Genomic DNA, 13284 nt, shown 5'->3' with positions numbered 1-13284 from the left:
TCAGCGCTCTATCAGGAGACAGACAATGACCGTCTCGAATGACGTGTTGATCGCCAAGATCGATGCCAATCCGAAGTACCACGCACTCAAGCGTCAGCGTAATGCGCTGGGCTGGACACTCACCGTGCTGATGTTGCTGGCCTATTTCGGCTACATCGGCCTGATCGCCTTCGACAAGACGTTTCTTGCCACACCAATCGGCGATGGGGTGACATCGATCGGCATCCCGATCGCCATCGGGGTGATGGTGTTCACCATCATCATCACCGCCATTTACGTGCGTCGCGCCAACAACACCTATGACCAGCTGACCGCGCAGATCCTGGAGGAAGCCCGCAAATGAGCAAGTATTCGCGCCTTCTTCTGATTCTGGCCGGTCTGATGCCGGCGGGCATCGCGCTTGCGGCCGGCGGTGACATCGGCCAGGTCGACAAGCAGCCCACCAATTGGGTGGCGATCGGTATGTTCGGCTTCTTCGTGCTGGGCACCTTGTGGATCACCAAGTGGGCGGCCAAGAAAACCCGCTCGGTTTCGGACTTCTACACTGCCGGCGGCGGCATCACCGGTTTCCAGAACGGCCTGGCGATCGCCGGCGACTACATGTCGGCGGCCTCGTTCCTGGGCATTACCGCGGCGGTGATGACCAACGGCTACGACGGCCTGATCTATGCGATCGGCTTTCTGGTGGGTTGGCCGATCCTGACCTTCCTGATGGCCGAACGGTTGCGCAACCTCGGCAAGTACACCTTCGCCGACGTGGCCGGTTATCGTTTCGCACCGACGGGGATCCGCAGCTTTGCCGCGTCCGGCACGCTAGTGGTGGTGCTGTTCTATTTGATCGCACAACTGGTCGGCGCCGGTGCGTTGATCAAGCTGCTGTTCGGTCTGGATTACTGGATCGCAGTGACGCTGGTCGGCCTGTTGATGATGGTCTACGTGCTGTTCGGCGGCATGACCGCAACCACCTGGGTGCAGATCATCAAGGCAGTGCTGCTGCTGACCGGCGTGACCTTCATGGCGGTGGCGATCATGTGGCACTTCAACTTCAGCTTCGAAGCGCTGTTTGCAGAAGGTGTGCGGGTGAAGACGGCCATTGCGGCCAACGGCGGTGCATCGCCGCAGGATGCAGCGGCAGCCGGTTTGTCGATCATGGGGCCGGGCGGCTTCGTGAAGGATCCGATCTCGGCGATCTCGTTCGGTATGGCACTGATGTTCGGTACCGCCGGTCTGCCGCACATCCTGATGCGCTTCTTCACCGTTCCAGATGCCAAGCAGGCGCGTAAGTCGGTGCTGTGGGCCACTACCTGGATCGGCTACTTCTACATCCTGATCTTCATCATCGGCTTCGGTGCGATCGCGCTGGTGCTGACCAACCCGCAGTACGCCGATGTCGCCACCGGCACCATCCACGGCGGCAAAGGTGCGGCCAACATGGCGGCAGTGCTGGTCGGCAACGCGGTTGGCGGTAACGTGTTCATGGGCTTCATCTCCGCGGTGGCCTTCGCCACCATCTTGGCAGTGGTCGCAGGCCTGACCCTGTCCGGTGCCTCGGCGGTGTCGCATGATCTGTATGCCACGGTGATCAAGAAGGGCAATCCGGCCCCGGGCTCGGAGCTCAAGGTCTCGCGCATCACAACCCTGATCCTGGGGGCGATTGCGGTGCTGCTGGGCATCGTGTTCGAGAAGCAGAACGTGGCCTTCATGGTGTCGCTGGCATTCGCCATCGCCGCCTCGGCCAACTTCCCGGTGCTGATCCTCTCCTTGTTGTGGAAGAACTGCACGACCCGTGGCGCGGTGATTGGCGGCTTCCTGGGCCTGGTCTCCTCCCTGCTGCTCACCGTGCTGTCGCCGTCGGTGTGGGTGGACACGCTGGGGAATGCAGCCGGCTCGGCGCCGTTCCCATACACCTCGCCGGCGCTGTTCTCGGTGACCATTGGCTTTGTCGGCATCTGGCTGTTCTCGATCCTGGATCGCAGCCCGCAGGCGGCCACCGAACGTGCCGCATTCAAGGCGCAGCAGATCCGTGCCGAAACCGGCTTAGGGGCCACCGGACCGTCGGGTCACTGACGCACCTACTCATCTTGTTGTGCGTTTTGGACAACACCAGATTCCAGGCCGCCTCGCCACCGTGCCGGCCGCAGGCCAGGGTGTCACCGCCGAAGGACTGTCGATCAAAGGCGGCCGCATCGATTCGGCCGCCACCACCTGGATGGCGGCGGCTCCAGCACCCTGGCCGCGTACGTGCCCTCAACCGCCCGACCCACACCGGCATCCTTAAACGCGAACGCCGGTCGCCAACCAGCTCGGCGTGCGCCTCGCACCGCAGCCCTAAGGGCCAAGCGAACGGCGGGGTACCATTGGTGGTTTGAACCACGGTCCGCGCCATGAAGATTGCCTCCTGGAACGTCAACTCGCTCAACGTGCGCCTGCCGCACCTGCAACAGTGGCTGGGCACGTTCGCGCCCGACGTGGTCGGCATCCAGGAAACCAAGCTGGAAGACCACAAATTTCCAGATGCGGCGCTCGCGGCGTTGGGCTATCGCAGCGTGTTTTGCGGGCAGAAGACCTACAACGGCGTGGCGATCCTGTCGCGCTTGCCGGCGCTGGACGTGCAGATGGGCATCCCCGGTTTCGATGACGTGCAGCAGCGCGTCATCGCTGCCACTGTCGATGGCGTGCGCATCGTCAACCTATACGTGGTCAACGGCCAGGACGTGGGTACGGACAAATACGCCTACAAGCTGCGCTGGCTCGCCGCGGTGCACGATTGGCTGGCGCAGGAACTGCAAACGTACCCGCAACTGGTCGTGCTGGGCGACTTCAACATCGCCCCGGATGCGCGCGATGTGCACGATGCGGCGGTGTGGGACGAGCACCACATCCTCACGTCCACTGCCGAGCGCGCCGCGCTGCAGAAGTTGCTCGCGGTGGGCCTGCATGATGCGTTTCGTCTGCACCACGACGAGGCCGAGCAGTTCAGCTGGTGGGATTATCGCCAGGCTGGGTTCCGCCGCAATCTCGGCCTGCGTATCGATCTGACCCTGGTGTCGGACGCCTTGCGCGCACGCGTAGTGGAATCAGGCATCGATCGCGAGCCACGCACCTGGGAGCGCCCCAGCGATCACGCACCGGCATGGGTGCAGCTTGCGGCAGCGGAGGCCGGCGCATGAGCGAGCGCACGCTGCGGCGGAGTACCCATAAGGTGGGCGAGGTCACGCTTGGGCCGGTGCATCGGCTGAGTTGCCACTGCGGCGCGGTGCAGATCGACCTCGACTTGCCGCACGGTTTGCTCGATCCACGTCGCTGCGATTGCTCGATGTGTCGCCGTCGCGGCGCCATTGTCGCCTCGGTCACGCTGGACGGTCTGCATGTGGTGCAAGGCGAAGACGTGCTGCGGCTGTATCAGTTCAACACGCATGCGGCTGCGCATTATTTCTGCGGCGTATGCGGTATCTATACGCATCACCGCCGCCGCTCTACTCCCAACGAATACGGCTACAACGTTGGTTGCCTGGAAGGCGTCAATCCGTATGCTTTGAACATCACAGCGCCTGTGGAAGATGGTGTCCATCACCTGGCTGATCGCATCCCGGTCGATGGCTGAAACGACAACGCCCGGGCAAGCCCGGGCGTTGGGTAAATCAACGTGCGCTTTGATTAACGCGCGCGGCCGCGCGTCACCAGATTGACGATCGCCAGCAGGATCACCGCGCCGATTAACGACCACACGAACGTCATCAACGTGACGCCTTGATTGATGCTGTTACCGGACAAAAACCCGGCGATCATGGCGCCGACAATACCGACCACCACATTGAGGATGATGCCCTGCTGTGCATCGCGACGCATGATGATGCTGGCCAGCCAACCCACGATGCCGCCGACGATCAACCAGATGATGATGCCCATGTTGCCGATCTCCTTGTTTGAGTGCACCGGAAGTAGTGCATGGGCGCCATTGGACGCAGCCCCGCGTGAAGCAGCTGTCGAGCGCGGTGAACAAGCTCGCCTATCGTTCGGCTTTGTGTACGACACGTGACAGCTCAGGCGAGCTGGCAGCACGGCCCGGTACAGCTGTGGCTGCGCCCGCATCGGCACGGCCAACGCGGCGAGCCGCAGGCGCGGCAATTGCTCGGTCAGGCGTTAGGCATCGACCCCGCGCAGGTGCCATTGCAGCGCGACGCACGTGGTCGTCCATCTCTGCAACCGGCTCTGCCTGAGCGGGACACCGGCTGGAGCCACAGCGGCGACTACTTGCTGGTCGGGCTGGGCGAAGGCGTGCGGTTGGGTGTGGACCTGGAATGCATCCGCCCCCGCCTGCGTCTGCTGGAGATCGCGCAACGTTTCTTCCATCCCGATGAAATCGCACTGCTGGCCGTGCTGGAGCCCGACGCGCAACAAACGCTGTTTTTTCGTCTGTGGTGCGCCAAGGAAGCCTTGCTAAAGGCCTACGGGCATGGCTTGTCGTTTGGTCTGCATCGGCTTGCGTATGCATTGAGGGCCGACGGCGCGCTGCAATTGCATTGGTGCGATCCCGCACTCGGCCAGGCCACGCACTGGCATCTGCACGAGTGGTGGGCAGCACCTGGCTACCGTGCGGCGTTGGCGTTTTATCGGGTGGCGGCCGGCTAGTGGCGGCGATCACGCGTGCCACGCAATCACCAGGCGGGCGCGGCCACTGCATGGGAAGTGGCGACGCACGGTGTCCAATGCAGCCATGCGCAAACCACGCAGGGATGTCGGCACGTCTCGACTACGCCGCACCATGCGGCACGATTGGCCGACGACATTGCGCTACGCCGTGCAGATCGCGCAAGGTCACGGTCAGCACGCCACTCGCGCTATCGATCTCCACTTCGCCGAAGAACTGATAATCGGCCAGCGGCGAGGTGTTCGGCGCAGGTGTGGGGCCTTCTGAAACACCATGGTCGGCCCGAAGAGCGTCCGCGCCCGGTTGCGGCTACAGGATGTCGTGATCGTGCGGCAACGCGCCCAGATCCACATGCGCGGTGAAGTCATGTGCCGGCACCGCCATCTGCCCATCCACGCGGTGCCCCCGACGCAGGCTCGGGCGCGTCTCACATTCCACCCGCGCGCGCCGGGCGATCGCAACGGCTCCACAGCAGCGCGCGCGGCCCTTCAGCACATCGCCGCTGTGCACCCCGTCGGTGATGCTCGCTCGCCCGGACGGCGCGGCCAGCGTGTGACCGGACCAGGCGGCAGTGGCCGGCAGCAGTAGCCCGGTACCCAGACCTTGCAAGAGGCGGCGGCCCGGATCGGAAGCGGCGATCATGCGATGTCCTTCAGGCAACTGCGGCAGCATGCAGCTGGACAGCCGCCTTCTTGCCGCAGCGTGCCCGTGGCAGGTGCGTGATCCGGCCGGGCGAAGCGTGTCACGCCCTAGCGCTGGCACGCCAAACGCGGCGCATGACCGCCCGCCCAGGCGATGTGGTCATGCGCCGCGCTGCCGACCGCTGCCGCCAGCTGCGATAATCGCGGCATGAACGATGTCATGCTTCCCCCCAATGTAGCCGCCGCACTTGCGCACGGCCTGCAGGCCCAATTGCTGGATGCGGACGTTGCCGTGCCGTTGTTGCGCTATCTAACGCTGCTGGTGCGTTGGAACAAGACCTACAACCTCACCGCCGTGCGCGACCCGCGCGAGATGGTCACCCGCCATCTGCTCGATTCGTTGGCCATGCAGCCGTACATCGCCAGCGGCACGCTCGCCGATCTGGGCACCGGCCCCGGCCTGCCGGGCATTCCGCTGGCGATCGCCCGCCCGCAGTTGCAGGTAACCCTGGTGGAAAGCAACGGCAAGAAGGCGCGCTTCATGCGCGAGGCGCTGCGGCACTTGGCTCTGGGCAATGCACGCGTGGCCGAGTCGCGTGCCGAGGCGCTGGACGAACCGGCCGCCTACGACCACCTCACCGCACGGGCGCTGGACACGTTGGCCGGCATCATCGCCGTCGGTGGGCACCTGTTGCGCCCCGGCGGCAGTCTGCTGGCGATGAAGGGCATTTACCCGCACGACGAGATCGCCGCACTTCCTGCAGGCTGGAGCCTTCGCGAGGTGCATCCGCTGCAGGTGCCCGGCCTTGATGGAGAACGGCATCTGGTGGTGGTGCGCAAGGCCTGACCCGCAGCATGGTGAGTCGCGCGGTTTGATTGCGCTCATGGCAACCGCTCTCCCGCCTGCAAGAGAAAACGGATGCGCCGGCCACTTCCGCGCGAGCTATAAAAAATAGGCATGGCGCCAGGCCGAAACAGGCAGGCCGACGAATCCAGCGACACCACCGGCGACAACGTGCTTGATCGCGCAGCTACTGCTGAGTGGCTGCGGCCGCAGCAGCGCATGACCACGAAACGCCCGCTGCTGATGACTGCGTTGGTGGGCGCACTGGGCTTTGTGCCGATGGCCTTCAACGTCGGCGCCGATGCTGAAGTGCAACGCCCGCTGGTCACGGCGGTGATCGGCGAGATGGTCTCGTCCACCTTGCTCAACTTTGCTGGTGCTGTATCGCTGGCTGCACGCGGCATGAAAATGAGAGACATATCGCACTACCGCAGCGTGGTGGATCTTATGTGCTGATCGAATCCAGAGTGACAGTAGATTCCAGCGGCATGCGTTTTAAAATAACGTGAGGTACCCCCTCAGGTAGATTGACGTGATTGATTGGCCAAACATTGTTTCGACTTTGGTTGCTGCTGCTATTGGCGGCTGTGTCGCGGCATGCGTGGCGAGCCGGCAGATAGAAGCTTCTTTGCAGGTCGAGCGAGAGAAAGTGCGGAAGGAAACATCAAAAGAACTGATAGAAGCCATCGATTCGCTCGTGCATATTGCCTACCGCCACGACAGCGAGGAAAAGCGTCATGAGCGGCAACGGCTCCGCCGTAGGATTCTCTCCTTGACCGCACTGGCGCTGCCTGAGCGATTTTCCGATACGCAACGACATCTAGACCTGATTGATCGGTGGTGGTGGAAGCAGTCGCATCCTGCATCACCTGCCGTTCAAGGAGCTGGGTACACAGCGACTAACGGCTTTTTCGAGGGTGTGAAAACACAGCTGTTTTGCGACATCTTTGGTCAGCGCATCGAGTTCAGTGGGGACAGCGAGAGAACTGACGGCTCAGGTCAGGCAACGATCGCTCGCTAAGTGCTTGTAGCCAAAGAAAATGCCGTGCATAATGCGCGGCTCGCTGTGCCCGGATCGCTCCGGTTGGCGGTGCCCAACGCGATGGGGTTGCCGGCCTGTTCCAGCGTAAGTTATTGATTCCCAACGTTGCGTGGCAGCCTGGCGCTGTCGGGGCCGCCGCTCCCCAGGCTATGGGTGGCTATTCATTTATCGAGGTGCGTAATGTCCCGCGTATGCCAAGTGTCCGGCAAGCGTGTGCAGACGGGTAACAACGTCTCCCACGCAAACAACAGAACCCGTCGTCGCTTCCTGCCCAACTTGCACGAGCGCCGCTTCTGGGTCGCCAGCGAGAACCGTTGGGTGAAGCTCCGTGTCTCCGCGCATGCATTGCGCACCATCGACAAGAACGGGATTGATGCCGTTCTGAAAGAGCTGCGTGCGCGCGGCGAAAAGGTCTGAGGAGTAAGCAGTCATGGCAAAAGGCAAGCGTGACAAGATTCGTATGATTTCCTCGGCCGCTACTGGCCACTTCTACACCACGGACAAGAACAAGAAGAACACCCCGGGGAAGATGGAAATGATGAAATACGACCCGGTCGTGCGCAAGCACGTCATGTACAAGGAAGGCAAGATCAAGTGATCAACTGATCGCTGGATCTGTTTTCAAATAAAAACCCGCCGAAAGGCGGGTCTTTCCGTTGTGGGGTGGTGCGTTGTGGGTGTGGTCACAAGCATATGTGCATGCCCGGCATCCATTGCCTTCGAATACTTTGCGATACAACTCGGCAGCCGGCGTCGCCTCTCCGGCCGGAACCACAGCCCCTGCATTCGCTGGTCGGCGCGACTACCAGCACATCGCCGTGGCGTCATTGCTCGATGGTCGCATGCATCATCCGGTCGTCGCCCGGCGGTACCGACACGGTGCCTGCGGTGCAGCACAGCCGGTGTAGATCGGACGCAGAGGGGATGAGCAGGCCGGTGCGCCCGTGCGCCTCCTGGATGGTCGCCACGCCGGCCCCGCGCAAGCCCATCGACGATGGCCAGGCAGATGCGCTTGACCTGAGTGACGAACTGGCCCATCCATTCATACTCGTTAGTAGCGAGCCGCATCTGTGCGCCGAGAGCGAGGCAGCCCAAGACTCATCTGGGTTATGCATATTTGGGTTTGCTTGTATTTAGTCGCCCCTGAAAAACCCCAACCACCCAACGACCGCAAGGCCTTGATGTCTGCACCGGCGTGCCAAAACTACCAGTGTTCGCTACGCTGAAGGCTGGTTTCTGGCAATTTCCGCCCATGCGTACACGCCGTCCTGCTGCCGAAGACATGCCTGCCGATGAGTTGTTTCGATCGCGGCTGGAGAACCAGATCGATCTGCGTCATCCGCTGGCGCGGCTGAGCCAACGGATGCCGTGGACGGCGTTGGAGCAAGCACTTTCATCGCGCTTGCCGGCCACCCAGGCCGGTGGCGGTCGGCCGGCATTGCCGGTGCGGCTGATTGCCGGTTTGCTCTACCTCAAACACGCCTACGACCTGTCCGATGAAGCGGTGTGCGAGCGCTGGCTGGAGAATCCGTACTGGCAGTTCTTCACCGGTGAGGTCGTGTTCCAGACGCGTTTGCCGTGCGATGCCAGCTCGCTGACGCGCTGGCGGCAGCGCCTGGGTGAGGCCGGGATGGAAGAGCTGCTGGCGCACACCATCAACGCCGCGCATGCGATGCAGGCGGTGGACGCACGCGAGTTGTCGCGGGTGATCGTGGACACCACGGTGCAAGAGAAGGCGATCGCCTATCCGACCGACAGCCGTTTGCTGGAGGTGGCACGCAAGAAGCTGGTTTTAGTGGCCAGGCGGCACGGCATCGGATTGCGGCAGAGCTACGCGCGGCAAGGCCCGGCCCTGAGCCGCAAGGCAGGTCGGTATGCGCATGCGCGCCAGTTCAAGCGCATGCAGCGCGTGCTGCGACGTCAACGCACGGTATTGGGGCGGGTGTTGCGCGATATCGAGCGCAAGCTGGACCAGGTGGAACCCGGCGTGCGCGAGCGCATCGCTGTCTGGCTGGAACGTGCGCAACGGCTGTACACGCAGCGTCCGAAGGACAAACAAAAACTCTACGCATTGCATGCCCCGGAAGTGGAATGCATCGGCAAGGGCAAGGCGCGTCAAGCGTACGAATTCGGCGTCAAGGTCGGCATTGCGGTCACCGCCTGCAAGGGATTGGTCGTGGGTGCGCGCAGCTTCCCGGGCAACCCGTACGACGGCGATACCTTGGCCGAGCAGCTGGAGCAGACACGCGGGTTGCTGCAGGATGTGAGCGTAGAACCGACGGTGGCGATCGTGGACCTGGGCTATCGCGGGCGCGCGGTCGATGGCGTGCAGGTCCTGCATCGCGGCAAGGCCAAGACCCTGACGCGACGGCAATGGCGCTGGATCAAGCGACGGCAGGCGGTGGAGCCGGTGATCGGACATCTGAAAGACGACTGCCGGTTGCGTCGCTGCAGGCTGAAAGGTGCCCAAGGCGATGCGCTGCACGTGCTCGGCTGCGCCGCCGGCTACAACCTGCGCTGGCTGCTGCGCTGGATCGCGTTTTTGCGTGCCTGGATGCGGGCGATGGGATGGTCATCCTTGAGTACCGCGCCGCTGTCACCGACGGCACTTGGCGCTTGAAGGGGATTTTTCAGGGACGACTATTTAGAGTAGGCCACTGACCCCAGAACCGAATCCTCGTCGTCTTTACGCGCTGGTGGTGGCGGACGGTTTCGCTGTTACACGTCAATCACCACGTCTGCACCGTTGCGTTTACGCGCGTCCGGGTCAGAATCGGACTCCTCTTGAAAACGGATTGCTGATGCTGCCCGACTGGTTGCAAGGGACCTGGCTACTGGCGCTGGACTGGGTGATCCGCCTGGCCGCGCTGCTGTGGATTCCCACCCGCACCACGCCTGGCGCGGCGCGCAGCTGGTTGTTGTTGATCGGCTTCGTGCCGGTGGTCGGCCTGCCGCTGTATCTATTGTTCGGCCATCCTTGGTTGTCGCGCCTGCGCGTGGAACGGCAAGCGACCGCTTCGCAGGTGATTCGCGAGCAGCAATTGCCCTTGCACGCCTTGCGCTGGACCCCGCAGGCGGACACTAGCAGTGCCGAGGTGGTGCGGCTGATCGAGCGGGAAGGCGATTTCATGCCGACGCTGGGCAATGCGGTGGAACTGCTGGACGACTACACACAGTCGTTGCAGGCCTTGATCGCGGCGATCGACGCAGCGGAGAAACGCGTGCATCTGCTGTATTACCTGATGTTCGACGATGCGGTGGGCGATGCGGCGGCGGCGGCGCTGGAGCGTGCCAGTGCGCGTGGCGTGCGCTGCCGCGTGTTGCTGGATGCAGTAGGCGCCAAACGCGGTTTGCGCCGCTATCGCAAACGGCTGCAGGCTGGCGGCGTGGAGGTGCTGGCGGTGTTGCCCGGCGGCCTGCGCTGGCGCCGCAGCGGGCGCATGGATCTGCGCAACCATCGCAAGATTGCGGTGATCGACAACCAGGTGGGCTTTGTCGGTTCGCAGAACCTGGCTGAGGCCGGCTTCATCACCGGCACGCCCAATCGCGAGCTGGTGGCGCGCGTGCGCGGGCCGGTGGTCAATCATCTGGAAGCGGTCTTCGCCAGCGATTGGTTCACCGAAACCGGGCAGCGCCTGGACGTGTGGCCGGACGCGCCGGTATGCGTGGCCAATATCGTCACGCAATTGCTGCCCAGCGGGCCTGCGTATCCGTTCGAGAATGCACGCGATGCGATCAATGCGGTGATCCATCTTGCGCGTCGTAAGGTGGTGCTGGTGACACCGTACTTCATGCCGGACGAAGCCTTGCTCAGTGCGCTGCGCATCGCCGGGGTATCGGGCGTGGATGTGCAGCTGATCTTGTCGGCGAGCAACAACCAGCGACTGGCCGCGTGGGCGCAGGAAGCCTATTTCGAGGAACTGCTGCGCTGTGGAGTGAAGATTGCGCTGTACCGCCCGCATTTCTTGCATGCCAAGCATCTGAGCATGGACGAAGACATCGCGCTGGTCGGCTCGATCAATTTGGATATCCGCTCGTTCGCGCTCAACGCCGAGATCGGCATGTTGTGCTACGACACCGGCGTGGTGAAGCGGTTACGCGAAATCGAGCAGGACTATCTGGCCAATGCGCGCCAGCTGGATCTGGAACAGTGGCGTCGTCGTCCGGCATGGCGGCGCAGTCGTGAGGGGATTGCGCGCTTGGCGGATGCGTTGATGTAGCGGTGGATGGTTTGAGTTGGCACGGCTACATGTCGTTCTTGCAATGCGTGCTGGGGCTTGCTGTTGGTGGTGCGACTCCGAGCGGTTAACAGAAGGGCTGCCCAAGGCTTCAGGCGTCCCCGTCCGGGGCTTGGGTGGGTCGCCACTTGACCACTGCACCACTGCGGTTCATAAGCGCCGCCTGCCATGCTCGATCTCTGCTTGCTACGGGTTGGCTAGCTGCTTCTCAATGGCGAGCGTGTTCTGGGCAACGGCTGATCATGTCCAGGATGCGTCGTTCAGGTCTGCGGACCGGCAGACGCGTCTGGCACCGCAGGGCGCTGTGGAGTGATGGCCATTTCTCCCACTGACAAATCCACCGTCATCGGCGCGATGCAGGCATCGCCTACAATTGCGCCATGAATGAACTGCGTGATCCTGGCGATACATTGATCGCCATCGTCGGCGGTGGCGCTTCCGGTGTACTGATTGCGCTGCAGCTGCTGCGTCAGGCGACCGCGCCGATGCAGATCGTGTTGATCGAACCGCATCCGGTGCTGGGCGAGGGCGTGGCGTATTCCACCGCACGTGCCGAGCACCTGCTCAATGTGCCGGCCGCGCGCATGAGTGCGCTGATGGAGGCTCCGCGAGACTTTGTCGATTACCTGCGCGCGAATGTGTATTACCCGGAACTGGAGGACGCGCAACTGCCGCGGCAGTTTGTCGGGCGTCGGCATTACGCGCCTTACTTGCGCGATCGCTTGCACGCTGCACGCGCGCATAGCCCAGCGACGCTGACCTTGCACGCCGCACGTGTGCAGACATTGCAGCCCAACGCAGGCGGCGCGCTGCTGCAGCTGGACGATGGACAGACCGTGCAGGCCAGCGCCGTGGTGCTGGCGGTGGGCAACGCGCTACGGCCGTTGCCGCTGCGTGGAGCGACCGGCTTGTCGGGCGCGCAGCGGATGGATGCCTGGGACACCGAGGCGGTCGCGGCTTTGCCGCAGGATGCGGCGGTATGCATCGTCGGCTCGGGGCTGAGCATGGCCGATACGGTAGTGACGCTGGCTGCGCAGGCGCATCGTGGAGCGGTGCATGTGGTGTCGCGACATGGATTGTTGCCGTTGCCGCAGGCGCATGGCGCAGTTGCAGAGTTCGACCCGCAGCTGCTGTTGACGATGTCGCTGCGCGCGCGCATGCGCACGTTGCGCGAGCATGCGCGCGTCGCAGCGGCGCAGGGCTTGCCCTGGCAGGGCGTGATGGAGCGCATTCGCCCGCTGAGTCAGGCGCTGTGGCAAACGCTGTCGATGGCCGATCAGTGCCGCTTCCTGCGTCATGTAGTGCGTTATTGGGACGTGCACCGTCATCGTATTGCCGCGCCGGTGCATGCGCAGCTGCAGGCGATGCATGCGCGTGGACAATTGCAATTGCATCGCGCGCGGCTGGACGTCGCGTTTCAGGCGGGCGCTTGCGTGCGCGTGAGTGCCGGCGCCAATGCCGGGCATGCATTGCAGCTGGATGTGCAGACGCTGATCAATGCCACCGGTGTGGAAATGCGCGTGCAGGCGATGCGCAACCCGCTGCTGCAGCAATTGCTGGGGCAGGGCATTGCAGTGGCCGGGCCGCATGGGATTGGCGTGGATACCGATGCCGATGGCAGTCTGATCGCTGCCGATGGTTGCGCGAATCCGCGGCTGCGGGTGATTGGCAGTTTGCGGACTGGATCATTATGGGAGAGCCTCGCGGTGCCGGAGCTGCGGGAGCAGGCCACGGCGATTGCGCGGGATGTGTTGGGGGCATTGAGGCGTTGAAGCAGGTGCCGGGATCGCGGTGCCGGCCGGAGAGGGACTCTATCTAGGCGATCAGCTACCACAATCCCAACCGCTTCATCGCAATCTCAGCCGAAG

At 63.2% G+C, this 13284-nt stretch carries 13 protein-coding genes and 3 pseudogenes; 13 read left to right on the top strand and 3 right to left on the bottom strand.

Annotated features, from left to right (window positions below; all coding sequences use genetic code 11):
• The first annotated feature begins 25 nt into the window (after positions 1-25).
• The 4 genes from PD885_RS18755 to PD885_RS18740 all read left to right on the top strand — a co-directional run bounded on the left by PD885_RS18755 (position 26) and on the right by PD885_RS18740 (position 3604).
• A complete protein-coding gene (locus tag PD885_RS18755; protein WP_002809424.1) occupies positions 26-343 on the top strand; it encodes a DUF485 domain-containing protein in 318 nt (105 codons plus the stop codon).
• On the top strand, positions 340-2067 hold the full coding sequence (locus tag PD885_RS18750) for a cation acetate symporter (RefSeq protein WP_002809426.1): 1728 nt from the start codon (positions 340-342) through the stop codon (positions 2065-2067). The genes PD885_RS18755 and PD885_RS18750 overlap by 4 nt, the downstream gene beginning before the upstream one ends.
• Positions 2068-2384: 317 nt before the next feature.
• Entirely contained in the window at positions 2385-3170 is a 786-nt protein-coding gene (xth, locus tag PD885_RS18745; protein WP_002809428.1) for an exodeoxyribonuclease III, read from the top strand.
• Positions 3167-3604 carry a GFA family protein gene (locus PD885_RS18740; RefSeq protein WP_002809430.1) on the top strand — a complete coding sequence of 146 codons (438 nt, stop codon included), beginning with the start codon at positions 3167-3169 and terminating at the stop codon, positions 3602-3604. The genes xth and PD885_RS18740 overlap by 4 nt, the downstream gene beginning before the upstream one ends.
• 53 nt (positions 3605-3657) lie before the next feature.
• Here PD885_RS18740 and PD885_RS18735 read toward each other — a convergent pair whose 3' ends face one another.
• A complete protein-coding gene (locus PD885_RS18735; RefSeq protein ID WP_002809431.1) occupies positions 3658-3909 on the bottom strand; it encodes a GlsB/YeaQ/YmgE family stress response membrane protein in 252 nt (83 codons plus the stop codon).
• Between the two features lie 126 nt (positions 3910-4035).
• Here PD885_RS18735 and PD885_RS18730 point away from each other — a divergent pair, with 126 nt between their 5' ends.
• Entirely contained in the window at positions 4036-4632 is a 597-nt protein-coding gene (locus PD885_RS18730; protein WP_002809433.1) for a 4'-phosphopantetheinyl transferase family protein, read from the top strand.
• Positions 4633-4966: 334 nt separating this feature from the next.
• Here the strand turns inward: PD885_RS18730 and PD885_RS18725 are convergent.
• Positions 4967-5290: pseudogene (locus PD885_RS18725) on the bottom strand (PhoD-like phosphatase N-terminal domain-containing protein); the annotation flags it as partial.
• Positions 5291-5500: 210 nt separating this feature from the next.
• Here PD885_RS18725 and rsmG point away from each other — a divergent pair.
• The 5 genes and pseudogenes from rsmG to rpmG all read left to right on the top strand — a co-directional run bounded on the left by rsmG (position 5501) and on the right by rpmG (position 7776).
• Positions 5501-6139 carry a 16S rRNA (guanine(527)-N(7))-methyltransferase RsmG gene (gene rsmG, locus PD885_RS18720; protein ID WP_088057137.1) on the top strand — a complete coding sequence of 213 codons (639 nt, stop codon included), beginning with the start codon at positions 5501-5503 and terminating at the stop codon, positions 6137-6139.
• 228 nt (positions 6140-6367) lie between these two features.
• Positions 6368-6542 (top strand): annotated as a pseudogene (locus tag PD885_RS22455) (efflux RND transporter permease subunit); the annotation flags it as partial.
• A gap of 126 nt (positions 6543-6668) precedes the next feature.
• Complete coding sequence (locus tag PD885_RS18710; protein ID WP_088057057.1) at positions 6669-7157, top strand: hypothetical protein; 489 nt, start codon at positions 6669-6671, stop codon at positions 7155-7157.
• 201 nt (positions 7158-7358) lie between these two features.
• Complete coding sequence (rpmB, locus tag PD885_RS18705; RefSeq protein ID WP_002809459.1) at positions 7359-7595, top strand: 50S ribosomal protein L28; 237 nt, start codon at positions 7359-7361, stop codon at positions 7593-7595.
• A 13-nt stretch (positions 7596-7608) separates the two neighbouring features.
• A complete protein-coding gene (rpmG, locus tag PD885_RS18700; protein ID WP_002809462.1) occupies positions 7609-7776 on the top strand; it encodes a 50S ribosomal protein L33 in 168 nt (55 codons plus the stop codon).
• Positions 7777-8005: 229 nt separating this feature from the next.
• Here the strand turns inward: rpmG and PD885_RS22855 are convergent.
• Positions 8006-8216: pseudogene (locus tag PD885_RS22855) on the bottom strand (4-carboxy-4-hydroxy-2-oxoadipate aldolase/oxaloacetate decarboxylase); the annotation flags it as partial.
• A 214-nt stretch (positions 8217-8430) separates the two neighbouring features.
• Between PD885_RS22855 and PD885_RS18695 the strand changes: the two are divergent.
• The 3 genes from PD885_RS18695 (at position 8431) to PD885_RS18685 (ending at position 13188) form a co-directional block, all read left to right on the top strand.
• Positions 8431-9798, top strand: a complete 1368-nt coding sequence (locus tag PD885_RS18695; protein WP_088057118.1) for an IS5 family transposase — start codon at positions 8431-8433, stop codon at positions 9796-9798.
• A gap of 181 nt (positions 9799-9979) precedes the next feature.
• Positions 9980-11398 carry a cardiolipin synthase gene (gene cls, locus PD885_RS18690; protein ID WP_002809464.1) on the top strand — a complete coding sequence of 473 codons (1419 nt, stop codon included), beginning with the start codon at positions 9980-9982 and terminating at the stop codon, positions 11396-11398.
• Between the two features lie 398 nt (positions 11399-11796).
• Positions 11797-13188: an FAD/NAD(P)-binding protein gene (locus PD885_RS18685; protein ID WP_002809466.1), complete on the top strand. Its 1392-nt coding sequence runs from the start codon at positions 11797-11799 to the stop codon at positions 13186-13188.
• Positions 13189-13284 lie beyond the last annotated feature (96 nt).

The sequence above is a fragment of the Xanthomonas fragariae genome (genome assembly GCF_900183975.1).
GTDB lineage: Bacteria > Pseudomonadota > Gammaproteobacteria > Xanthomonadales > Xanthomonadaceae > Xanthomonas > Xanthomonas fragariae.
The sequence above is the reverse complement of the archived record's forward strand: the minus strand, read 5'-3'. Positions and strand labels throughout refer to the sequence as shown.